We start from the raw sequence: 23,812 nt of genomic DNA, 5'->3' as shown, positions 1-23,812 counted from the left end.
TTCATGGACGTGGGTTGCTCACCCTCTCACCAACTTCCTATACTTCAATCGCTTCGGCACCACATCCCCTACTCGCTTCTTGTAGTTCTCTTCGTATTCGCTGAAGCCACCCTCGAACCAATAGACATTGCTATTGCCTTCGAATGCAAGAATGTGCGTACAAACCCGATCCATGAACCAACGATCGTGGCTAATGATAACGGCGCAGCCGCTGTAGTCCTGAATGGCTTCTTCCAACGCACGGAGCGTATTCACATCGAGGTCGTTCGTCGGTTCGTCCAACAACAACACGTTGCTTCCTTGCTTCAAGGTCATGGCCAAATGCAAGCGATTGCGTTCTCCACCGGAGAGCACATTCACCTTCTTATTCTGGTCAGTACCGGTGAAGTTGAATCGTGCCAAGTAGGCGCGGCTGTTCACCAACGTACCACCGATGGACATGTTCTCCAATCCACCGCTCACCACTTCATAGACGGTCTTCTCAGGTAGTAATTCCTTGTGACTTTGATCCACGTAGGCCAACTGAACGGTATCACCAAGTGTGATCGTTCCGGAATCGGCCTTCTCCTCGCCCATGACCATACGGAACAAGGTGGTCTTACCAGCACCGTTGGGGCCTATGATGCCTACGATACCCGCAGGTGGTAAAGCGAAAGTGAGGTTCTCGAAAAGCATGCGATCGCCAAACCCTTTGGACACATCCTTGAACTCGATCACCTTATCACCCAAGCGTTGACCGTTCGGGATGTAGATCTCCAACTTGGCCTCTTTCTCCTTCACCGTTTCACTCTGCAATTTCTCGTAGTTCTCCAAACGTGCCTTGCTCTTCGTACGGCGCGCTTTCGCATTGCTCCTTACCCATTCGAGCTCCTGCTTCAGGATACGATTGCGTTTGCTTTCGGTCTTTTCTTCACGTGTTAACCGTTCGGTCTTCTGCTCCAACCAATTGGTGTAATTACCCTTGTATGGAATGCCCTCGCCACGATCCAGCTCAAGGATCCAACCGGCCACGTTATCCAGGAAGTAACGATCGTGCGTAATAGCGATGACGGTTCCTTTGTATGCAGCCAAGTGCTGCTCCAACCAGGCAACGCTTTCTGCGTCCAGGTGATTGGTCGGTTCATCCAACAGCAGAATATCCGGGCTTTGCAACAGCAAGCGGCACAGGGCCACACGGCGGCGCTCACCACCGGATAGTACGCTGATCTTCGCATCCGGCTCAGGACAACGCAGCGCATCCATTGCTATATCCAATTTCTGGTCGATCTCCCACGCCCCTGTTGCTTCGATCTTATCCTGCAATGCAGCTTGGCGATCGATCAGCTTTTGCATTTTGTCCGGATCATTCAAGATCTCCTCGTCAGCGAACTTATTGTTCACATCCTCGAATTCTTTGAGCAGGTCCATAATAGGTTGCACCCCTTCGCGAACGATATCGATCACGGTCTTGGACTCATCCAGGTCAGGCTCCTGCTCCAAGTGCCCAATGGTGTAGCCCGGAGAAAGGTGTACATCACCGTCGAAATTCTTGTCCTTGCCCGCAATGATCCGCATGAGTGTGGATTTACCACTACCATTTAGACCCAGTATACCGATCTTGGCTCCGTAATAGAAACCGAGGTAAATATCATTAAGTATCTTCTTGCCAGAGGAGAGCGTTTTGCCCACCTTTACCATATTGAAAATTATCTGACGTCCTTCTTCTGCCATCGTTGAATGCTCTTGTGGACCGGTTGATCCGTGTAGTTTTTAGGTCTATTGGAGTGTTCGATCGATCATCCTCTGATCAACTGCCCTCCTTAATTCGGGCCACAAAGGTCTTCAATCCATTGGTATCTTCAACCAACTCGAAAAGTGGGAGGTCTTTTTGAAAAAAACCATTGTGGGCCAGCACACCCGCAAGAGACTGGTCTTCTTTAGTGCCGACCAGGACATAGATCGAACCATTTTCCGGTATGGGGTTATAGAAAACGCGACGATCGACTCCATTTGCCATAGCCTCGAATTCCATGGGTGCTTCCCAAGGGTATTGCGTGATCACGCGATCTTCTGGAACAATCGAAGCACTGATCCTCGCTGCAGAAAAAGTAGCGTCTCCACTGCGACTCCTATCACTCATTAGATGATCCATTCCAGAGATCCCGAAACCAAGTAGAACTGCAAAACTCATTAAAACGGCACGTCGTCTTTCCGTCAATGCTTTCATGCCATTATCATGGAACAGCTTCAGCAGGTAGTACAATGCGATCGCGGAACTAAGGTGGAATATGAACAGCGTATACACCCAAACACGAGGTGGCGGAACCTCCAATTGATATACCACCAGCGGCACAGCGCCAAAGAACATGGCAGCCATTAGCAACCTGTACTTAACGGATATGAATCCCGCGAAAACGAGTCCCACACAAACCAACATGGATATCCAAAAATGCCCCGGGTCACTGAACCATGCCCAGATCTCTAGTGCCTTATCGCCAGAAACCACGGAGAACATCTCCAATGTCCGCTCCGGCGTAACAGATAACCGACCGTAGCCCACGGCTCCGTTCACGATCAACATTGGCGCATAAAGCAGAAGGGATAAGATCACGAAAACAATAATGGACCCTAACCAATTCCAAACGCGATCGATCCGTGAATCCTTGTATTTGTTCAGAATATATAGGATCAACCAGAGATAGATCATAAGGGCTGGATAGACCATAGTAGGAACGGCCCACATACCAATAGCGCAGACTACGCCGATCAACATAGCACTTACAAGATCGTTCTCCTTGGCGAATCGCCTTCCCAACAAAAGCGCGAGGATCAAACACAACCACGTGATAGCATACCCTCTACCCAACGCACTGTATTCGATGAGGCGCGGTGAACTGGCCACGAAAGCCAATGCCACCAAGGCTATGTAGCGGTTGAACATGTGCCGTACGAACATGTAGAACAAGGGCAAACAGGCAACGCCAGCAATAAAAGCCGGTAAACGGACCGTGAACTTGCTTACACCCAGAATGGAAGTGAACAAATTAATAAGTATGGTATTAAGCACATGATTGTTCGGATACGAATAGTCGCTTAGGATTATATATAAGGGACGTGTCGCGAAATAGGTGTAGGTGAATGCTTCATCGTACGTAATTGGTTGGAACAGCATAACACACCGCAATATGACACCAACCAATACGATCAGAAGTACCATTTGTTTATGGCCTTTTGATGTTCGTTTGGCGTAATCGCGTTTCAACTTTTTTGCTTCGGTGATGAAACGCGCTATACCACCTTCGCTCGTGAACCAGATCGTAAGCTGATCGCGTAGTAGGAACATACATACAGCGAAAGCACCAAGGATCAGAGCAGCTACGCGGAAGTTTCCTTGGATCTGGCCATGCAGGCCTGCCGAATACGAATCGACATTACCGTCTGCCGCAGCTCTGTTCAAGTGATCCAATACAGTTGCATGATCCAACGTGGATACACCTAGGGCTATCAGCCCAAGGAGAGCCAAGAAGATCGGAAATACGAAGAAGAACCTACGTACCATTCTTTAACCAGCTATAACTTATAGGAGCCAGGTCGAACGCAATGGAGCTTCGTTTCCAAAGGTCATTCAACGATTTACTTTGGTCATGGAGATAATACTATCCACCACGAATTCGGAATGGCCTCTCCAAGGCAGGGCCGCTAAATACTCTTTGTAGTGCAGGTTGAATTGATTTCCACTATTCACCATGAGTTGCTCCGCAACCTTAGGATCATCAACCGAGAACAGGAACTCAAGACTTTGGAAAGCGCCTTCTTGGCTCTTTATCCCGGTCTGTATCATCTTGCCTTCATAGGTTTTGAATAGCACCCCTTTATGGACCACGTAATTGAGTTCACCGGACTTTACTCCGGTACCGAACACCCAAAAATATCGGTAATAGCCGAACAAGGCGAGGATCACCAAGGGTAGCACAACAAAAATGCCTATACGTTTGAACATGGATTAAGGATATGGGTGCAAGATAAGCGGGTAAGGGTTTCCGTTACGAAGCTGAAGCACGCAGTAACCATTCATCCTATTCCCAAGACCGTTCATAATAAAATAGTACCATGTGTTGCATAGTACCAACTTATGCACATATCTTTGCATCGTCAAGTACTAAATGCACTATTATTCAAACAACGGCCAAACGGCCATCACCGCATGAAAGTGGAGAACACAAAAGCGCAAATGCGCAAAGGGGTGCTGGAATACTGCATCCTTGGCGTTCTGGCCCAGGGCGAGCTATATCCATCGGACATTATCTCCAAGTTGAAAGAAGCGAAGTTGATCGTGGTCGAAGGAACGCTCTACCCGCTGCTCACCCGCCTAAAGGATGCCGGCCTGCTCAACTATCGTTGGGAGGAATCACGCTCCGGACCGCCGCGCAAATATTATAAGCTCACGACCGTTGGTGACAAATTCCTCACGGAATTGGATCAGACCTGGGACGAATTGAGCCTTGCAGTAAAGAAAACAACCCGCCTCAATAAATGATCCTTTCCCACGCCAACAGCAACCACCAAACCAACGCATTAGCGTAACGACGATGAAAAAAACCCTCACAGCCAACATCAGCGGCACGGTGTTCCATATTGAAGAGGATGCCTATGAAAAGTTGCAGCGCTACCTCTCAAGTATCCGAGGCCAGTTCACGGGAACCGACGGCCGCGATGAGATCATGGCCGACATTGAAGCGCGGATCTCGGAGCTTTTCCAAGAGCGTTTGGATGGTAAAAGACAGGTCGTGAATGTCGAAGATGTAGCACATATCATCGGTATCATGGGTCAACCGGAGGACTACATGGATAGTAGCGATGATGGCGAGAACAATGCGCATGCCAATGCGGGTAGTGATCCGAACTGGACCTTTGGTGGTGGCCGCAAACACCGTCGTTTAATGCGCGATACCGAAGACAAATGGGTCGGTGGAGTATTGAGCGGGGTCGGTGCCTATTTCGGTTTTGACCCGTTGATCCTACGCTTGATCTACATCGCACTGCTGTTCATGGGAGTTGGTGTGCTTATCTACATCATTCTATGGATCGTTGTACCACCAGCGGATAGTGCAGCTGATCGGCTGGAAATGCGTGGCGAACCTGTTACCGTTGATAACCTGAAAAAGGTTTTTGATGAAGGTGCAGAACGCGTTAAGACCGGCGCAACTCATGTCGCGAATGAAGCAAGTGATCTAGGCAAGCGTTTTGCCGGATCGGGTGCAGGCCCTAGAAAAGACCAGTTCGCTCGCACGGCAGCAAGAGGCGTTGGAGTGCTCGGCAAGATAATTGGTGTGGCATTGATCATAGCAGGCTTTCTAATAGGCATGATGCTGATCGCCGGGATCGTTGGCGCAGGAACACTTACGTATGACAGTCTTTCCGGTGGTAGCGGTGCCGGATATTTTGAAATGGGCGGTCTCTTCTTCGCTAGTTCAAGTCAAGCGATCTGGTTCGTTCTGGCAAGCATTCTATTGGCCTTGATACCGGTTATCGCATTGGTACTTCTTGGCTTACGTCTGGTCTTTAATACCAAGTCGCCAGGATGGTTCTCCGGAACGCTGGCGGCCGTTTGGTTCATTGCCTTGATCGTAACAATGGTACTTGGCATACGCCTTGGAAATGATTTCAAGCGAAGTGAAAAGTTACGTACCGAAGTTGAAATGCTCCAACCTACTGGACAGATACTCCATGTGAACAGCATGATCGATGAAGAAGATGATCGTAACTGGAAAATATCCTTTAATAATGGAAGAACCGGGTGGGATGCTGACCTGTTCCGTACTTCTGCGGATAGCATTCACGGTGCATGGGCCCAGATGGATGTAAAACGAAGCCCGGATCACAACTACCATTTGATCGTGGAACGCAAAGCACAGGCTCGCTCACTTAAAAGTAGCATGATCCGTGCTTCAAACATTACGTTCAAGGTATCTCAAGTGGATTCCATCCTCGAACTCTCGCCATGGCTGAATTTTCCGAAAAGTGATAAGATACGGGCGCAGCGTATTCGTTTCATTGTACAGGTTCCCCTTGGCAAGGCGATCCATCTAGGGGATAATACCGGTTTCATGTTGGATGATGTGGACAATGTGACCAACACGTACGACGGTGACATGGTGGGACAAACGTGGACCATGACCCTAAGTGGTCTGAGCCGTGATGTGGACCCGGATCACGTACCGGATGATCTGCCCATACAACCGAACGCTCCAGCAATTGACACAACCGGAACCAAGAGCAACATTGTCGTTAGCATCGGAAATTGGAAATTGAGCGGTTCATCCGACCAGGTCGAAGAGGATCGCAGTACGGCTTCCACCAGCAACGACGTAGCCTACAAACTACCGAACGTGCTGGACCTGCTTTTCCAGCGGATGTAAGATCCGACGGATGCAATAAGGCACTACCACAGTGCCACATCGGCCCCACGCAATGAGGGAAAATAGCTTGGGCCGAGCGCGCCCCGCACCACTACGTGCGGGGCGTTCGCAATGAACGCTTGGGGAATTGGCAGTTCTACCGACCTTTGCGTACTCTAACGAAAACGACATGTCCAAAGCCACCAAGATCAAGAATTTCGATGCTAACGGTCCTGCACCTGAAGATGCTGGGATCTACGGCCTACCCTTCACAGCAGAAGAAGCCGATATCGTATTGATCCCGGTACCGTGGGAAGTGACCACGAGCTATGGTGCAGGAACTTCTTGTGGTCCCGAAGCGATCTTGGAAGCAAGTTATCAGGTGGATCTATTTCATCGGGAATTTCCGGAATTATGGAAGCGTGGAATAGCGATGGATGAGCTCCCAATGGCATTGCTGGAACAGAGCCAAGCGTTGAAGAAAGAGGCCAAACATGTAATGGATCTTTTGATAAAAGGGGGAGACAAAAAGAAACAAGCTCGTGCGAAAAAGGCGTTGGACTTGATCAACGCCGAATGCGAAGTGATGAACGCATGGGTTGAACAACGGGCCGGATACTGGATGGACCAAGGAAAGTTGGTGGGTCTTGTTGGTGGGGACCACAGCACACCGCTTGGCCTATTCCAAGCGCAGGCCAAGCGACATAAGGAGTTCGGTATCCTCCATATCGATGCACATATGGATCTTCGCATTGCCTATGAAGACTTCACGTATAGCCATGCGAGCATCATGTACAACACACTTCCGATCAAGCAAATGAAGCAGTTGGTAAGTGTTGGTATCCGTGATTTTTGCGAACAAGAGAACACTGTTTTCCTCAAACAAAAAGATCGTGTAAAAGTGATCTTGAGTGCGGATATACGCCGTCAGCAATTTGATGGTATAACGTGGCGCGAACAGTGCGATGCGATCATTAGCGCGTTACCGGAAAAGGTCCATATCAGTTTCGATATCGATGGCTTGGAACCCACGCTCTGTCCGAATACCGGCACACCCGTACCCGGTGGACTACAGTTCGAAGAGGCCACCTATCTCCTTTCTCGTTTAGCCGCGAGCGGAAAGAAGATCATCGGTTTCGACCTTGTGGAAGTTGCACCCGGAGCCCATGATGAATGGGACGCTAACGTAGGTGCAAGGCTGCTTTATCATCTGTGCGGGATACTGGCAAAGTAAGCTGTGTATCAATTCGGAACGCGCTCCTCCCAAGCCTTGTTCAACACTTCCAGAAAGTGCTCATTTGATTGTGCACCGCTAACGGCGTAGCGCCTATCCACTACGAAAAAAGGCACTCCACGAACACCTATTTCCTGCGCTTCCAGTTCATCATTCCTTACCTCTGCGGTAAAGGCATCAGAGGCTAAAAGTTGGGTCACTATTCCACTGTCCAGACCAACTTCATGGGCAAGTGCTTTCAACTGTTGATGCTCCCCGATATGCGCACCTTCCATGAAATAGGCCTTTAGCAAGCGCTCTTTCATTGCATCCCCTTTACCAACGGACTTGGCATACTGAAGCAAGCGATGCGCATCGAACGAATTGGTTGGAATAACACGGTCCATGTCATAAGCCAAGCCCACGGAATCAGCACGTTCCACCACGGACCGTACGTTCGTGATCGTCTCTTCACGCGTACGTCCATACTTGGAGGCTAGCAGGTCATACATGTCCTTTTCGTAATTCACAGGCGCATTCTGGTCCAATTCAAAGCTCTTCCAGACCACCTCTACATCATCCTTATGCACGAACTGCGACTAGGCCAGCTCGAACTCCCGTTTTCCGATGTAACAGAACGGACAAAGCACATCGCTCCAGATCTCTACTTTCATGCTATTAATTTATTGAATTGATCGTTTTAACACAACGCCGAAAACCACATCGGTGATCGTGCAAAGTTGCGGATGCTGGTCGCAGATCTGCAAGATGCTGACGATGAATGATCTCCGACCAACAGCGATGCGTGTAGAAAACAAGGAATAAGAAGCCCGCAGATCAATCAGGATCGTTTGTTTTACGTTCCGTTAGATGCGTATGAGGAGATCAACACTCGTGGTAACGTTGTGCTTAGCAAGTACCACTGGCATATATGCGCAGCGCACTTGGCCCGTGGATAGCCTTATGCACACTTGGCCTGTTCTGCAAGTAGCCCAAGCCCATAACGAAGCTGGCAAAGGTGTTGTACGTGCGGTGGATAGCGAGAATCTGTACCTCAAGATACAAGAGGATGCGGGCACTTTTCCCGTTTTCGCGGATAGTGCCGTTGTGCGATATGCGGATCTCTTCGGACAACCGAAGCGTGATGAATTTCAGGCATTATTGGGTATGGCAGAAGAGTATTTCCCCATGATCGAGGATGCACTTCTGGAGCATGAACTTCCCGCACAATTGAAGTTACTGCCAATGGCGCTTTCCGGTATGAATGTTCATGCAGCTACGGCACAAGGCGAACGCGGACTTTGGATGCTCACCTACCCTGTTGCGATTCGTTACGGGTTGCGGATCACAGCAGATATCGACGAACGCAGTGATGCCGTAAAAAGCACGCAGGCAGCTGTGCGTTATCTAGTTGACCTGAAAACACAATACGGCACATGGCCTTTGGCGATCATGGCCTTTTCGTGTGGTCCAGCAAATGTAGAACGTGCACGCTTGAAAGCACCTGGTATCAGCAGCTACCGCGCGTATTACCCGAAATTCGATGCGACGCACCTTGATATTCTCCCAACGTTCATGGCCTTCATTCACCTTACCGCACGGCAAGAAGAATTGGGTATAAGGCCGATCCACGTTGAATTTGACCGGTCCGCAGACACCTTGGAAGCACACACAGTGACCCGGTTCCGAATTTTAAGCGATGGACTGAACATACCAATGGCACAACTACGTTCGTTGAACCCGACATTTTCAAATGATCGTATTCCCAACGGTGCAACGTTCCAGCTGCCAGCTGGCATGAAGCCCCTTTTTGCTCAATTCCTGGACTCGTTGGAAAAGGTCGCGAACAGCCTTGAACTCATTGCGCAAGATCCAAGTGAAAGTGTGGTTGAAGTTGATCGGACCATACGCCATACCGTTCGCAGCGGAGATAACCTTGGCTCGATCGCCCAGAAATACCATGTATCGGTCTCGCAATTGAAAAAGTGGAACGGATTGCGTGGAGACAAGATCTACGCTGGTAAAAAACTGGTGATCCATGTTCGTGACAAAGTGAGAACAGCGCCATCGCATCCTGACGCGGAAGGACCAACCAATAAAATTTCACCTACAACCTCGTCCTTGGTCCAAAAGGCATATACGGTACAGGCCGGTGATTCGTTGTATGCCATTGCAAAGCGCTACCCTGGAATTACAGTGGCGGATCTGATGCAGGCCAATGGTATTTCGTCCATGATCTTGCCGGGCCAAAAGATCACTATTCCCCAAGTACAATGACGCCCGGACGCATTGTGGCGTTCCTGATCCTCGTTCTAAGCCTGCTTGGTCTGCTAGGGATCATCCTTCCCGAACAAGGGATAAAATTGGGCGATGAATTGACCATCAGATTTCCTTCTCCCGCAGAAATACTATCACCGGAAAAGCAAGAGCAAGTGGACATATCCGACATCCTCGAACTCGAAGCAGATGCCGATGAGGTAGCGGCGCTCGATACTTTAGCGCAGGACACCTTAGCACCTGCAGTACTTGCACCGTTGGAGGAACGCATCGCCTTGCATTATCCTAAAAAGGACAAGTCCGTCCTATTCGCACTGTTCTCCAAATTGGAAAAAGCGCGTTCTCAAAAACGTCCAGTGCGTATCCTGCATTACGGTGATTCACAATTGGAAGGCGATAGGATCACCTCCTACATCCGCAACAAATTCCAAACGCAGTTCGGAGGCAATGGACCCGGATTATTCCCGATAGCCGATATCGTTCCCAACTTTAGCGTAGAACGTGCGTTGGCCGGTGATTGGATCCGATACAGTGTTATGACCACGCGTGACCCTCAACAGGAACATACCCGGTTCGGAGCCTTATCCTCTTACTCCCGATTCACCCCCATCCTATCCGACTCCACACTACGGGACACTACTATCCATTCTGCATCGTTGACTATCACAGCGCAACAAAATGCATTCAGTAAAGCCAAGGAATTCTCCGTCTGTAAACTGTACTATGGATGGCACACAGCTCCTGTGCGAATAGATCTGCACCAAGGTGATGAATTGCTATCGACCGAAGTAGTGGAACCTGCTGAAAAGCTGTTGATCCGTGAATGGAAATTCCCCGCAACACCAGATCAGCTCACCTTCACCTTCACGGGTACACATAGTCCGGACATCTATGGTGTTTCGCTCGAAGGGGCCAACGGAGTTAATGTGGATAACATCGCCGCTCGGGGTGCATCGGGCTATGAATTCCATGCCGTCGATCAAGCATTATTACGCACCATGTATTCCGATCTGGATGTGGAGTTGTTGATCCTTCAATACGGCGGTAACGTTCTACCCAATATCAAAAGTGCGGAACAAGCCGAAAGCTATGGACACTTCTTTGGCACGCAGATCGTCCGGTTCCGAAGGCTGATCCCGGGGATTACGATCATCGTGATCGGCCCGAGCGACATGAGTATTAAGGAAGGCGAGGACTATGTTACCAGACCATTCCTTGAAGATGTTCGCAATGCAATGAAAGCAAACACATTACAGCAAGGCGCGGTATTCTGGGACATGTATGATGCCATGGGCGGCAAGAACAGCATGGTTAGCTGGGTGAATGCGGAGCCACCTCTGGCCGCAGCGGACTATACGCATTTCACCCCAAGAGGTGCACGAAAGGTGGGTGAGCTGTTCTATTCCGCATTTTTGAGCGACTACACGTTATTCCGCGTGCAGAAAGCACTACCACACATGAAAAATGACACGATAGATGTTCCTTGACAGAAGACCGCTGATCGCCATTTGCGCATTGCTTCTTGGAGGATCAGCGTTTACACAGGATAATCCCGTTCGCCCACCGGAGCGAGCATTCATCCACCCGGAAGCGAGCACCATCATCCTCAAAGGTGATAGTACGCCCTGGACACGTTGGAACAGCAAGCTGGATAGCCTTTTTACATACGGTCGCGGGCAATTGAACATCGTACATATCGGTGGCTCCCACATCCAAGCGGACATGTGGAGCATGGAATTGCGCCATCGGTTCCAGAACGTGGTTCCGGGCGTTGGTGGTGCCCGTGGATTCATATTTCCGTTTACCATGGCGAAGACGAATAATCCATACTGGTACTTGCCCAAATTCACGGGCAAATGGAGCACGGTCAAGAACATTACGCAAGGAGACACTTCGGTACTCGGTCTTGCTGGCTACTCCGTTACCACAACTGATCCGCATACCGAGCTGACCATAAATTTTCGCGGAGAAGCATACAGCGGTTATACGTTCAATACTGTGAAAGTGCTGCACAACATGGATCACAGCTTCGAAATTGCAGCAACTACCAGCGACTCCTTGATATCCATTACCAAACGCGTTGATGAAGCCAATGGCTACACGGAATTCACGTTCTCACAAGAGGTGGATACACTGAAACTCCAGTTCGATCGAACGGATTCGTTGCAGCAAAAGTTCACGCTTTACGGCATCACGTTAGAGAATGATGACCCTGGGTTCGTCTATCATGCAATAGGTGTGAACGGAGCAAGTACGCCGAGTTATTTGCGCTGCCAACGGTTCACACAGGATCTAGCCTTATTGCATCCCGATCTGGTCATTTTCTCCATCGGGATCAACGATGCGCACGACTCGAATTTCAGCGCGGAACGTTTCAAAAGCAATTACGAGCAACTGATCCGGAATGTGCTTAGCGTTTCACCGAACGCCACTATTCTGCTCACTACGAATACGGATAGTTATGTAAAACGCAGAACGCCTAACCCAAATGGTAACACGGTGCGGCAGGTGATGTTGGACCTAAGCGCCGAATATGGATGCGCAGTTTGGGACACGTACAATGTAATGGGTGGATCCGGATCCATTGCCGCATGGCAAGCCGCAGGTGTGGCCCGTCCGGACCGGATCCATTTCGATCGTGAAGGGTATGTTCTGCTCGGTGATATGATGTTCAGCTCGATAATGGAAAGCTACGGAGATTTCGTACGTCGTCGGTATGGTACCAGGTAACACATGTCAACCCTGTCCATATCGTTGATCGGCCTACTTGGAAGTATGGATTGGACATCGGTCCTACGATATGATCCGTTCAACCCGTTGATCTTCACGCGGTTCTTTTTTTGGGGATTTTTTGCCGTAGTGCTGATGGTGTTCAGCGCGGTGTATAAACGTCCACCGATCCGCAATGCATGGTTGTTCGTTGCAAGTATTTTCTTCTATTGGAAAACGAGCGGTCTGTTCGTCGGGCTATTGCTGTTCGCTGTGATCATGGATTTTTTCCTTGGCCAATGGAGTGCAAGCAGCCCGGATCGATCCAGAAAAAGATGGCTTTTGGCGACCAGTGTTTTCATCAACCTGTCACTTCTTGGGTTCTTCAAGTACGCGCACTTTGTGGTCGATAACATAAATACACTTTTCCACACCTCCTTCCAACCAGTGAATTTCTTCGCGCATTGGGCTAATATGGCGTGGGATGCGCACTTCGTAGAGAACAAGATCCTGCTTCCGGTGGGGATCAGTTTCTACACGTTCCAGACCATGAGCTATGCGATCGACATTTATCGGAACGATGTAAAACCTGTTCGGAACCTGCTGGATTTCGGGTTCTACGTTTCCTTCTTTCCGCAACTCGTAGCCGGTCCGATCGTACGCGCATCGGAATTCATTCCACAGTTATACGAGGATTTCAAACTCACGCGTACCCAGTTCGGTATTGCTGTTTTCTGGATACTCAATGGGCTTATTAAGAAGATGCTCATCGGAGATTATATCGCAGTGAACTTCATCGATCGCGTTTTCGGTGATCCGATGCGGCACACCGGTTTTGAGAACATCATGGCACTATACGGCTACTCGCTCCAGGTCTATGCGGACTTCAGTGGTTATACGGACATCGCGATCGGTGTTGCGTTGCTCATGGGCTTCACTCTCCCAATGAACTTCAACAGTCCGTATAAGGCCAGAAATGTTGGAGAATTCTGGAAACGGTGGCACATCAGCCTCAGTACGTGGTTGCGCGATTACCTCTATGTTCCAATGGGCGGCAACCGCTCTGGATCACTCTTTTCATGGATCATGTTAGGTGTGATCGGTGCAGCCCTTGTGTTGCTTACCGGTCTGCTGTGGTTGCCGGTCGTTTTTCTATCGCTGTTCGCGCTATCGATCGTGTTGGTGCGCATTAGTCCTGGAGCAGAGAAATTCATTACCACCAATTTGAACTTGATGATCACCATGCTGATCGGTGGTCTATGGCACGGTGCCAGTTGGATGTTCGTGATCTGGGGTGGCCTAAATGGCTTAGGTCTGGTTGTGTATAAGCAATGGAAGCGCATTAGTCCGTGGGAAGGTTCCAAGAAATGGTACGCACACCTTTGGATGGTTTTCTCCACGTTCAGCTTCATCACCTTCACGCGGATCTGGTTCCGTGGCGATAGTTTGGAGACAGCGAACAAGATCCTTTTCCAGATCTGGAATGATCTCGGTCTGGCCCATATTGGTGACGTGCTTTGGGGTTTCCGTACGGTCTTTTTGGTAATGTCTCTGGGGCTTACCGTTCACTGGCTTCCGGCGGCATGGAAAGAACGCTACCGCATGGAATTCGCACGATTACCATTACTCGCGATGGCGTTGATCTGCGTCGGAACAATTTTCATGCTCTATCAGACCGTAACGGCCGAAATGGTACCCTTTATCTATTTCCAATTCTAGAACCGGTGTTCACGCGAACCGTAACTTTCGACCTGTGAAGTAATATGGTGAAGGAGCAAAAGGATAAAGCGAAGCAATACTCGGAATGGGTCGTGGCATACACCAATGAACTCGTGCGTTTCGCGCGCAGCCGCGTGAAAGACGATGCTACCGCGGACGACCTCGTGCAGCTGACCTTTGTTTCAGCTTGGGAGACCTTGGACCGTTTCGAGGGGAATAGTTCTCCTCGCACATGGCTGTATGCGATACTCAAGCACAAATTGGCCGATCACTATCGCAAGGTCTATCGCGAGGGAAAACATGTGTCAGGTAAGGAGATAGCGGACGACGACCTCAGCGAAAGTTTATTTGACGAGGGTGGAATATGGCGTAACGGCCATCGCCCAAAAGCCAAGAATGATGTGTTCGGTGAACCGGAAAATGAACGTTTGGAACGTGCGCTGATGCACTGTTTGGAAACACTACCACCAAATCTGCGTAGTGCAGTGGAGATGAAGTATCTTTTGGACCTGAAGAGTGAAACGATACAAGCCGAGCTTGGGATAAGTGAAACCAACTATTGGCAACAGGTCCACCGGGCCAAAGTGAAACTGCGCTCCTGCATAGAAGGCCGGGTCAAGAACAACAACGGATGAACATACTTAGCATGCTGGTTTACTCATGTGAAAAAGCCACGTTACTGGCTGAAAGCGCTGAGCATCGCCCTCTCGGAACGGTGGATAGCTTCCGGTTCTGGTTGCACATGCGTATCTGTGCAGGTTGCAGAAACTTCGAGCGGCAGAGCAAACTACTGGATGAGTACCTTCTGAAACGAGTTGCACCGGAATCAGATACGACTGAGCTGCAACAACGGATATTGAGCCGAACATCGCAGCCGTAAAATTTACTTCAAGTTATCGTTCATTCAAGAACACCAAGAGTTTTGAAAGAGCGCAAGCAGATCATACTATTTGATGGCGTGTGCAATCTCTGTGATGGATTCGTGCAGTTCGTGATCAAACGCGACCCGAATGCACAGTTCTCTTTCGGCACATTGCAGTCCTCGGAAGCACAACGCTTATTAGCGAGTATCGACCTTGAACCAGCTGATCTTAAGACGGTGATCTATCTGAAAGATGGCAAGGAAATGACGCGATCCACCGCCGCGCTGACCATTCTTAAAGACTTGGGTAGGCTGTGGTCGTTATGCTATGCTTTCATCATCATACCGCCTTTCATACGGGATGCAGTGTATGGATTTATCGCAAAGAACCGCTACAAATGGTTCGGTGAAAAAGAAGTGTGTATGATCCCCTCACCGGAATTGAAAGCGCGGTTCTTGGAAGCGTAAAGCGCAACGTGCTTCAATATTCCTAGTTCAACCGTTGGCAACTCACTTCAGTGTATTCTTCAGAAGTACCACGAAGTCGCATCTTTGCATCACGTGCACTAATACAAGTGCCACCAGAAGCAATCAATGACAACACACCTCGTAACAGGCGGCTGCGGATTCGTAGGTCGCAACATGGTACAACGGCTGTACAACACCACCAATGATCGTGTGATCTTGATCGATGACCTAAGCGTAGGCACGCACCCGGATACCTGGGCACCGTGGAAACCTGAAGGCAACGAACATGGCATGGAGGTCTATGCTGGTGGCCGTGTGCTCTTCATGCAAGCCGATCTCCGCGATGTGCTACGCGAGCTGAATAAGGACCCAGAATACTTCCGCAAAAAACATGGAGTTGACGTGGATCGCTTTGGTGATATATTCCACTTTGCAGCGATAGTTGGCGGGCGAAGTAAGATCGATGGCGACCCGATGATCGTAGCGCAGGACCTGAGTATCGATGCGGAAATGTTCCTTTACGTATGTCGCAATAAACCGGGACGCTTCATGTATCCCAGCAGCAGCGCAGCCTATCCGATCGATCTGCAAACCGAAAGCAACACATTAAAGCTAAAGGAAAGCGACATCGATTTCAAGAAAATGGGCGAGCCGGACATGACCTACGGCTGGAGCAAGCTGACCGGGGAATTCCTTGCAAAGATCGCAGCCAGCCATTACGGGGTGCATGTCACGTGCATACGTCCGTTCAGCGGTTACGGCGAAGATCAGGACCTCTCCTATCCTGTACCGGCCATTGCAGCGCGAGCCGCACGCAAAGAAAATCCGTTCGAAGTTTGGGGTACCGGCAAACAAGGCCGCGACTTCGTTCACATTGATGACGTCCTCGACCTAACGCTCTTGGCCATGGACAAGATCAAAGATGGTCGCGCCATCAACATCGGCATGGGCAAGCTCACTAGCTTCTTGGAACTGATTGAAGTATTCACCGGTTTCGCAGGATACAAGCCCACAATAAAACCCTTACTGGATAAACCCGTGGGTGTACACAGTCGTTATTGCGATATGACCTGGGTCGAAGAAAACCTCGGCTGGAAAGCGAAGATCAGTATTGAGGAAGGGATGCGGAGGGTTTATGATGCGGCGTTGAAGAAAATTTAGACCGCGACGACGCGACGGCGCAACGGAATCGCAACGAATGATTCAGAACCAGATAGCAGAATGCATTGTGGAAGTAGATCTGAGCCGCGATGACGCAACGGAATCGCAACGAATGAGTGAGAACCAGATAGCAGAAGGCATTGTGGAAGCAGCATTCCGCGTGCATCGTCATTTTGGTCCTGGGTTGCTGGAGAACGCTTACGAGGCATGCCTAGCCCACGAATTGCTTGACATGGGCTTCAACGTTGAAAAGCAAGTAGCCTTGCCATTGGTATACCGCGAAGTGAAGCTGGATGCCGGTTATCGTCTGGACCTTTGGGTTGAACGAAGGGTGATCATTGAGGTGAAAGCTGTAGCGGATCTGCATCCTGTGCATTTCGCGCAGATGATCACTTACTTGAAACTTACCGGGAATGGACTCGGCTTGATCATCAATTTCCATAGTTCTCTCTTGAAGGATGGTATTCGCCGAGTCGTCAACAACCTACGCGAGGAATGAACCTTTTTCACCCCACTAATTTTGCGTCGCGATGCCGTTGCGTCGTAGCGCCGTAGCGGTTGACACACCTCCCATGCACATCATCTGCTTCGGTCCAGGCCCAAAATTCAAAGGTGGCATAGCGCAGTACAACACCGCGTTGGCTCGGGCATTGAGCGATGAAGGCAGTGATGTGACCATCGTTAGCTGGACACAACAATACCCGGCCATCATACCGCGTGAATTCGTTGACAAAGCCAGTCGAAATGATTTTTTGGAGGGTTACAAGATCCCGGTACACTACCTCACCAATTGGAACGATCCGCTCACCTGGAGAACTACCGCTAAGGCCATTGCCACATTGCAACCCGACAAGGTCATCATTCAATGGTACAATCCAACGCAGGGCATCCCACTGAACGCCATCGCTAAGTACCTCCGTAAAAACACTAACGCGGAGATCCTATTCGATCTGCACTTCGTAGCTGCCAAAGAACAAAGCAGCTTGGATGCTCGGCTTACGCGGATGGCTTTACAGCATGGCAATAGCTTCATTGTACACGCCTACAAAACGGCGGATGAGCTAAAGGCGCTGATGCCGGAGCGGGAATTTGAAATTACGTTGAACGGAAAGAGATCAGTTGGCAGTGAACAGTTGGCAGATGGCACACTGCAAACTGACTACCAGCAACCAACAACGATCCTCAAGCTTTACCACCCGATCTATTCCCTCTTCAAGCCCGATCCGAACTTCAATAAAGAGAATTGGAAAAAAGAACACAATTTGCGGCAACACGTATTTCTCTTTTTCGGGTTCATCCGCAAATACAAAGGGTTACACTATTGCATCGAAGCATTTTCAGAACTCGCAAAGCAGCGCGATGACGTTAGCCTGATGGTAGTTGGAGAACGCTTTTGGCAGACTGTTGACCAGAGCAAGTTCAGCACTAAAGTGAAGAATGCTTTATTCGGAACCGTAAAGAAATTATTCTTGAAAAAGTCCGACGACGAAAAGAACTACGATCCGTTGGCATTGATCGAAAAGTTGGGCTTGAAGGACCGCACATTGGTGGTTGATCGCTTCATCCCGAACGAAGAAGTACCACCCTATTTCCAAGCAGCCGATGCAGTGGTTCTATTCTACGAAACCGCCACCCCAAGCGGAGTCGAAAGCCTGAGCTACAATTTCAAACTACCAGCAGTAGCCACGCGCGTAGGCCATTTCCCGGAAACGATCAAGGATGGCTTCAATGGGTACATGGCCGAACCGAAGAACATTGCGGACATGGTGCGCGCCATGAACGCGATGATCGAAAAACCCATTCCACGCGAGAACGTGGTGGAGGCCACTAAGGAAATGAGTTGGGCGAATTACGCGAAGGCGGTACTGAAAGGCTGAGCAATGTTCCAATAATTGGAGATCCTGGATCTTAGTTGCTTTTCTGGTCTGATCCATCGGGCAACTAAACCAATTCGTCGTCGTATACACTTCACGATCGGAAAAGATCGTTAGATTCACGATCCGTTCTTGGGCAGCGAACTGGAACCTCGCTATTGGCCGGAACGGTAAACCTGCATTGACCGAAGAATGGTAAACGTACCCGTTCTATTCATCATTTTTTTGTCTTGGCTCAGCCCGAGCGCATTGCCCGTACCTGCGGAATCAGTTGTCGTTGCGTTGCCTGTTGTAACGGCTTCAGTATCGCCCAACAATGCATTGGATGCTGTGAGTTTGGCGGCTGAAGAGTTATTTGAGGAGATCGGTCTGGATGGCCAAATGACCAGTGATGCGTTCATCGCAGGCTACAAAAGTATTGCGGCACATAAGGCCCAACATCGGATCATGGCCATTGCGGATATGACCAAGCCTAGCACTGATAAACGGCTGTACCTGATTGATCTGGAGAAGAAGAAATTGATCATGCGTACTTGGGTAGCGCACGGTTCTGGGACCGGCGAATTGTATGCGGAACACTTCAGCAACATTAGCGGATCGCACCAGACCAGCTTAGGATTGTATCGTGTCGGTGTAGAGATCGTAAGCCCAAAACACGGTGCAGCACTGCTACTTCATGGATTAGATCGCAATTTGAACGATCTGGCATTGGAACGTGAAGTGATCATGCACGGAGCCGACTACGTCAGTTCTGATTTCATTGCGAAACATGGTCGCTTGGGTAGATCCTGGGGTTGCCCTACGGTGAGCAAAGAACATATGCCGCAGATGTTGGATCTATTGGCCGATGGTGGATTGCTATTCATCTACGGGAGATAACAAAAGGGTCTATTTCCGCGTTCCGCATCCCGAGCATGATCCGACCGTACGCCGTTGCTGCATTTTTGTCGTTGACCTTGTTCGCGTGCCAGCAACCCGAACCCAAGCCTACGCTAGTAGAGGTAACACAGGAGATCACGGAAGTATTTGAAACTCCGCAGGCCTATAGTATCCGCACACTGGCTCCGGACAATATCGAAGTTTATCTCACAGCTCATCCTGAGAGCAGGATCGATTCAGCTGGGATCAATGACTTCTATGCGCGACGGAACTTTCAATTTGCTTGGTTCGCGAACGACTCACTTTCCCATAGTGCAGCTGGATTCCTTTCCTTAGTAACAACGGCAGATGGCGCATACAAAGGTGTGGATGAGCTCCGAAACCGCATCCAAATGCTGATAAGTAGCACACAGGTAGACGGAAAACCTACAGTAATGTGCGACACCTGCCAGTTGGACCTTGAGCTATCGCTAACGGCACAGTTCTTCCGCTTTGCGGATAAGCAATACGGTGGAACCGTGGGCAAGGATCTACGTGAATTGGACTGGTTCATACCACGGAGCAAAAAGGACTATGCACAGCTCTTGGATTCCATGGCGGCGGGCCATATGGACCTATCGCCTATCGAGCCCTTGCATCCGCAATATGCGCTACTTAAAGCGCAGCTGAAGAAATATCACTCACTGGATAGCCTAGGGTCGTGGCCGGAACTTTCATTGGGTGAACGCAAAAAGATCGAACCGTTGGATTCGGCTCAATTAGTTGGTGATATTCGGCAACGCTTGACCTTGTTAGGTGATTTCATGTACGGGAAGGACACAGTTTCATTGAGCGATCCACACTACGATAGTACGTTGGTCCGCGCGGTACAGCGTTTCCAATCACGGCACGGATTGCACCCGGATGGTATAATTGGAAACGGATTCATGGCAGCGATCAATGTGCCACCTCGCGATAGATTACGGAGTTTGCTGGTGAACATGGAGCGGTTGCGTTGGGTACCACGCAACTATGCCCCGAACCAGATCCTTGTGAATATCCCGGAATTCCGCATGCACATTTTCGAGAACGGCGAAGAGGCCTGGAACATGGATGTGGTCGTCGGTAATACCGCAACGCGCACCGTGATCTTCAGTGATACGTTGAGCACGATCGTTTTCAGTCCGTACTGGGGCGTGCCGAAGAGCATTGTGCAAGGCGAGATCCTACCGGCGATGGCCAAGGATCCGAACTACTTGAAGAAAAAAGGAATGGAACGGATCGGTGGTTCCGATGCGAATCCGATCATCCGTCAAAAACCGGGTGCAAGAAATGCGTTGGGGTTAGTGAAGTTCCTGTTTCCGAATAGCTACAGCATCTACTTTCATGATACACCGAGCAAAGGTGGATTTGCGCGCGAGCAACGTGCATTCAGTCATGGTTGCATTCGACTGAGCAAGCCGAAAGAATTGGCTGAATACCTCTTGCGCAACGATACGACATGGACATCTCAAAAGATCGATAAAGCCATGCACAGTGGCAAGGAGCAATACGTTGTTTTGAAAGATCGAAGACCGGTAACGATCGGTTATTTCACGGCTTGGGTCGGTGTAGAAAGTGGATTGAATTTCCGAAATGATATCTATGGGCAGGATGAACGATTGGCGAAGGAGATCTTCATTGGCGCCCCTGCTGCACCTCCACTTCCTGAGGTGGTGGATCTACCGTGACGTTCCGTGCGCCCGCCAAACGGCGGTGATGATCAACCGTTACTTAACGTGGATGAACGTGAATGAAAGGCGCGTATCACTCTTTCTATTTGCGTCTTCAATAAAGGAGAATCAGTTCGAGTGAACTAAATACTCGAATGAACTACCGTGAAGGTTTCACGCGAAGTTCCAGATCCTTATTGCCGAAGAATTCAGCTAGTGATCTGTTCATCCACTGATCTGGATCTGCTCCAGGTTGTGTGATCACCAAACTGCGTGGTTGCGTGACAGGCGGTAGCACCAGCTCAGTATTCCCGTTCTCAACCGCTTGCTCGATCCGTGCAGAACGATCGAGCATTTCATGATCGTACTGCGCTGCTGAACCGGTGAACAGGTCCAAGCTCACACTCATATCCCTCCCCCAAACAAAGAACAAAAGCGTTACTAGCAACAGTGCACAATGTGTTCCCCGCAGATCCAACTGGATCGGCCATCGCTTCCTGAAAACCTGTGCATCCCACACCGCAAGTGCAACGAACCACAGCGGTATGAAGAGCAGCAAAGCCGTATTCACCGTACGATATTGACCCAATAACCCTGTTGACCAATATGGAAGTACCATCGCCAAAAGAACCGCCGATACTGGCAAGGCCGCTGCCAACCATTTGTTCATTGCGAACCAAGAGGCTCCAACAGCAGCACTGCGCAACCAGCCAATGAACAAGACTGAGAATGGCAACAACACGGTCGTAAGAACCCAGATCGCAATGAACCTACCGGATTGCAGCGTACTCCAAAGACCTGTGTGTACCAGATCATGTTTCATTGGGAAATTATCGCCGCGCACTGCATTTCCGGGTGCAAGTGCAACAACTAACGCACAGATCACTGAAAGCAAGAAGAACAGCACCACCGTTTTGTTCCATTGGCCAGTGCGCAGTCTCTGGACCAATAACAACACTGCATGTCCGGCCGTAAGCACCGCCATATGCAATTCGCTACAACCCGCGATCACGACTACAAGCAACCCCATGAACAGTGAGCGTATAAGTGGCATAGGCTTACTTGGTTCTTGCAAGTAGTTGACCCAATGCGCTGCGAGGATCAAGATCAACGCGCTAGGGAACTGATAGCTGACCGCGCCGGTATACCAATAGAACCCTTCGCTGGCATCGGGCATAGCATTGAGGTAGACCAACAAGAAGATCAACCCAGCAATACGCGCATTTGCATTGGTGAGCAGTCCACGGAACAGCGCCCTGATCAACCGATACGCACCGAGCCATGTAAGCAACATCAAGGCAAGCGGCACCAAACGATACCAGAACAATCCGCGTTCAAAACCCAATACCATGGGGCTGCGCAGTACGAGGATATTGCTGAAATAGCGCCCGTTCCAGTGGTTGTATTCCAACACCAACCGTTCCATAAGGCCGGAGCGCATGCCCACGGTAGCGTAACTAAGGTCATCCGCATAGGGATGAACATACGTAGCCAACCACACATGCCGGGAGAGTGCCAGCAGAAGCAAGAGCAGCAAAAGCCATTGAAATGTGCGGGACGACATCAGCGGTAAAGATGGGAACTGTTCGCCGGATGGCACCGACCAGTATAGCTAAAGGCCTAAGCGCTCCTTCACCTTATAGACATTGCGCTCCGGGCTATATCGCCGCACCAATTCTGCAACGAAGCCCATGGTAAAGAGCTGCACGCCAATGATCATGGCAGTGAGAGCGACAAAGAACAAGCCGCTATCCGCAACGCGCGGTGCATGCGTGTGCAGCATGTAACTGAACCACAACTTCTCGCCCACGACCCATGTTGTAGCTGCGAAACCGAGAACGAACATCAAGGAGCCCAGTGAACCGAAAAAGTGCATCGGTTTACTACCAAAACGGAATACGAAGGTGATCGTGAGCAGATCCAAGAATCCATTGATGAACCGATCGAAACCGAACTTGGTCTTTCCGTATTTGCGTGGATGGTGTTTCACCACTTTCTCGCCGATCTTGTGGAATCCTTCTTTTTTCGCAATGAACGGGATGTAACGGTGCATTTCACCGAACACTTCGATGCTCTTCACCACTTCGTTCTTGTAAGCCTTCAAACCGCAATTGAAATCGTGCAACATTACACCGCTCACACGGCGTGTGGTCCAGTTGAAGAATTTGGTGGGGATGGTCTTGGTCAATGGGTCGAAGCGTTTCTTTTTCCAACCACTTACGAGATCAAAGTTGTCCTCAACGATCATGCGATAAAGCTCCGGGATCTCGTCCGGATCGTCCTGCAGATCGGCATCCATCGTAATGACCACATTGCCCTTAGCTGCACGGAAACCCTCATTCAGCGCCGGACTTTTACCATAGTTATGTCCAAAACGAATACCCTTTACACGTGGATCGGCTTTCGCAAGACCTTGGATCACTTCCCATGACCCATCTCGACTACCATCATCCACGAAGATCACTTCGTACTGCAGCCCCATTGCACCGATCACACCATGCAAGCGTTCGGCAAGTATCGGCAACGATTCGTGCTCGTTCAGTAGCGGGACGATGACGGTAAGGTCCATACCACAAAGATGG

Annotated in this window: 20 protein-coding genes and 1 pseudogene; 15 read left to right on the top strand and 6 right to left on the bottom strand. The window is 49.8% G+C overall.

Annotated features, from left to right (window positions below; genetic code table 11):
* Nucleotides 1-18 precede the first annotated feature (18 nt).
* The 3 genes from ettA to IPF95_11195 all read right to left on the bottom strand — a co-directional run bounded on the left by ettA (nt 19) and on the right by IPF95_11195 (nt 3,979).
* The gene (gene ettA, locus IPF95_11205; protein MBK6475256.1) at nt 19-1,710 is read right to left on the bottom strand and encodes an energy-dependent translational throttle protein EttA; all 1,692 of its coding nucleotides are present in this window, start codon (nt 1,708-1,710) and stop codon (nt 19-21) included.
* A gap of 76 nt (nt 1,711-1,786) precedes the next feature.
* On the bottom strand, nt 1,787-3,538 hold the full coding sequence (locus tag IPF95_11200; GenBank protein MBK6475255.1) for a glycosyltransferase family 39 protein: 1,752 nt from the start codon (nt 3,536-3,538) through the stop codon (nt 1,787-1,789).
* Between the two features lie 66 nt (nt 3,539-3,604).
* Nucleotides 3,605-3,979, bottom strand: a complete 375-nt coding sequence (locus IPF95_11195; protein MBK6475254.1) for a hypothetical protein — start codon at nt 3,977-3,979, stop codon at nt 3,605-3,607.
* 204 nt (nt 3,980-4,183) lie between these two features.
* Here IPF95_11195 and IPF95_11190 point away from each other — a divergent pair, with 204 nt between their 5' ends.
* The 3 genes from IPF95_11190 to IPF95_11180 all read left to right on the top strand — a co-directional run bounded on the left by IPF95_11190 (nt 4,184) and on the right by IPF95_11180 (nt 7,611).
* A complete protein-coding gene (locus tag IPF95_11190; GenBank protein ID MBK6475253.1) occupies nt 4,184-4,516 on the top strand; it encodes a PadR family transcriptional regulator in 333 nt (110 codons plus the stop codon).
* Nucleotides 4,517-4,568: 52 nt separating this feature from the next.
* Nucleotides 4,569-6,398 carry a PspC domain-containing protein gene (locus tag IPF95_11185; protein MBK6475252.1) on the top strand — a complete coding sequence of 610 codons (1,830 nt, stop codon included), beginning with the start codon at nt 4,569-4,571 and terminating at the stop codon, nt 6,396-6,398.
* 169 nt (nt 6,399-6,567) lie between these two features.
* Nucleotides 6,568-7,611, top strand: coding sequence for an agmatinase family protein (locus tag IPF95_11180; GenBank protein ID MBK6475251.1), 1,044 nt, complete (start codon nt 6,568-6,570; stop codon nt 7,609-7,611).
* A gap of 8 nt (nt 7,612-7,619) precedes the next feature.
* On the opposite strand, the pseudogene IPF95_11175 reads toward IPF95_11180, so the two are convergent.
* A pseudogene (locus tag IPF95_11175) lies at nt 7,620-8,264 on the bottom strand (DsbA family oxidoreductase).
* A 202-nt stretch (nt 8,265-8,466) separates the two neighbouring features.
* Between IPF95_11175 and IPF95_11170 the strand changes: the two are divergent.
* The 12 genes from IPF95_11170 to IPF95_11115 all read left to right on the top strand — a co-directional run bounded on the left by IPF95_11170 (nt 8,467) and on the right by IPF95_11115 (nt 21,248).
* Nucleotides 8,467-9,867, top strand: a complete 1,401-nt coding sequence (locus tag IPF95_11170; protein MBK6475250.1) for a LysM peptidoglycan-binding domain-containing protein — start codon at nt 8,467-8,469, stop codon at nt 9,865-9,867.
* Complete coding sequence (locus IPF95_11165; GenBank protein MBK6475249.1) at nt 9,864-11,354, top strand: hypothetical protein; 1,491 nt, start codon at nt 9,864-9,866, stop codon at nt 11,352-11,354. Before IPF95_11170 ends, IPF95_11165 begins: the two co-directional genes overlap by 4 nt.
* Nucleotides 11,344-12,597: a hypothetical protein gene (locus IPF95_11160; protein MBK6475248.1), complete on the top strand. Its 1,254-nt coding sequence runs from the start codon at nt 11,344-11,346 to the stop codon at nt 12,595-12,597. The genes IPF95_11165 and IPF95_11160 overlap by 11 nt, the downstream gene beginning before the upstream one ends.
* Nucleotides 12,598-12,642: 45 nt before the next feature.
* Nucleotides 12,643-14,295, top strand: coding sequence for an MBOAT family protein (locus IPF95_11155; protein ID MBK6475247.1), 1,653 nt, complete (start codon nt 12,643-12,645; stop codon nt 14,293-14,295).
* A 44-nt stretch (nt 14,296-14,339) separates the two neighbouring features.
* Nucleotides 14,340-14,930, top strand: coding sequence for a sigma-70 family RNA polymerase sigma factor (locus IPF95_11150; protein ID MBK6475246.1), 591 nt, complete (start codon nt 14,340-14,342; stop codon nt 14,928-14,930).
* Entirely contained in the window at nt 14,927-15,175 is a 249-nt protein-coding gene (locus IPF95_11145; protein ID MBK6475245.1) for a hypothetical protein, read from the top strand. Before IPF95_11150 ends, IPF95_11145 begins: the two co-directional genes overlap by 4 nt.
* 42 nt (nt 15,176-15,217) lie before the next feature.
* A complete protein-coding gene (locus tag IPF95_11140; GenBank protein ID MBK6475244.1) occupies nt 15,218-15,625 on the top strand; it encodes a thiol-disulfide oxidoreductase DCC family protein in 408 nt (135 codons plus the stop codon).
* A gap of 126 nt (nt 15,626-15,751) precedes the next feature.
* Nucleotides 15,752-16,786: an NAD-dependent epimerase/dehydratase family protein gene (locus tag IPF95_11135; protein ID MBK6475243.1), complete on the top strand. Its 1,035-nt coding sequence runs from the start codon at nt 15,752-15,754 to the stop codon at nt 16,784-16,786.
* A gap of 112 nt (nt 16,787-16,898) precedes the next feature.
* Nucleotides 16,899-17,285: a GxxExxY protein gene (locus tag IPF95_11130; GenBank protein ID MBK6475242.1), complete on the top strand. Its 387-nt coding sequence runs from the start codon at nt 16,899-16,901 to the stop codon at nt 17,283-17,285.
* 73 nt (nt 17,286-17,358) lie between these two features.
* Entirely contained in the window at nt 17,359-18,663 is a 1,305-nt protein-coding gene (locus IPF95_11125) for a glycosyltransferase (protein ID MBK6475241.1), read from the top strand.
* A 189-nt stretch (nt 18,664-18,852) separates the two neighbouring features.
* Nucleotides 18,853-19,539: a murein L,D-transpeptidase catalytic domain family protein gene (locus tag IPF95_11120; protein MBK6475240.1), complete on the top strand. Its 687-nt coding sequence runs from the start codon at nt 18,853-18,855 to the stop codon at nt 19,537-19,539.
* Between the two features lie 35 nt (nt 19,540-19,574).
* Entirely contained in the window at nt 19,575-21,248 is a 1,674-nt protein-coding gene (locus IPF95_11115) for a L,D-transpeptidase family protein (protein MBK6475239.1), read from the top strand.
* A gap of 142 nt (nt 21,249-21,390) precedes the next feature.
* On the opposite strand, the gene IPF95_11110 is transcribed toward IPF95_11115, so the two are convergent.
* Together IPF95_11110 and IPF95_11105 are read right to left on the bottom strand one after the other, a co-directional pair.
* A complete protein-coding gene (locus IPF95_11110) occupies nt 21,391-22,794 on the bottom strand; it encodes a hypothetical protein (protein MBK6475238.1) in 1,404 nt (467 codons plus the stop codon).
* A gap of 48 nt (nt 22,795-22,842) precedes the next feature.
* The gene (locus IPF95_11105; protein MBK6475237.1) at nt 22,843-23,799 is read right to left on the bottom strand and encodes a glycosyltransferase family 2 protein; all 957 of its coding nucleotides are present in this window, start codon (nt 23,797-23,799) and stop codon (nt 22,843-22,845) included.
* Nucleotides 23,800-23,812 lie beyond the last annotated feature (13 nt).

It is taken from the genome of Flavobacteriales bacterium, assembly GCA_016704485.1.
Taxonomy (GTDB): domain Bacteria; phylum Bacteroidota; class Bacteroidia; order Flavobacteriales_F; family PHOS-HE28; genus PHOS-HE28.
Note: the sequence above shows the minus strand (reverse complement) of the source record. Positions and strands in the feature narration are given on the sequence as shown.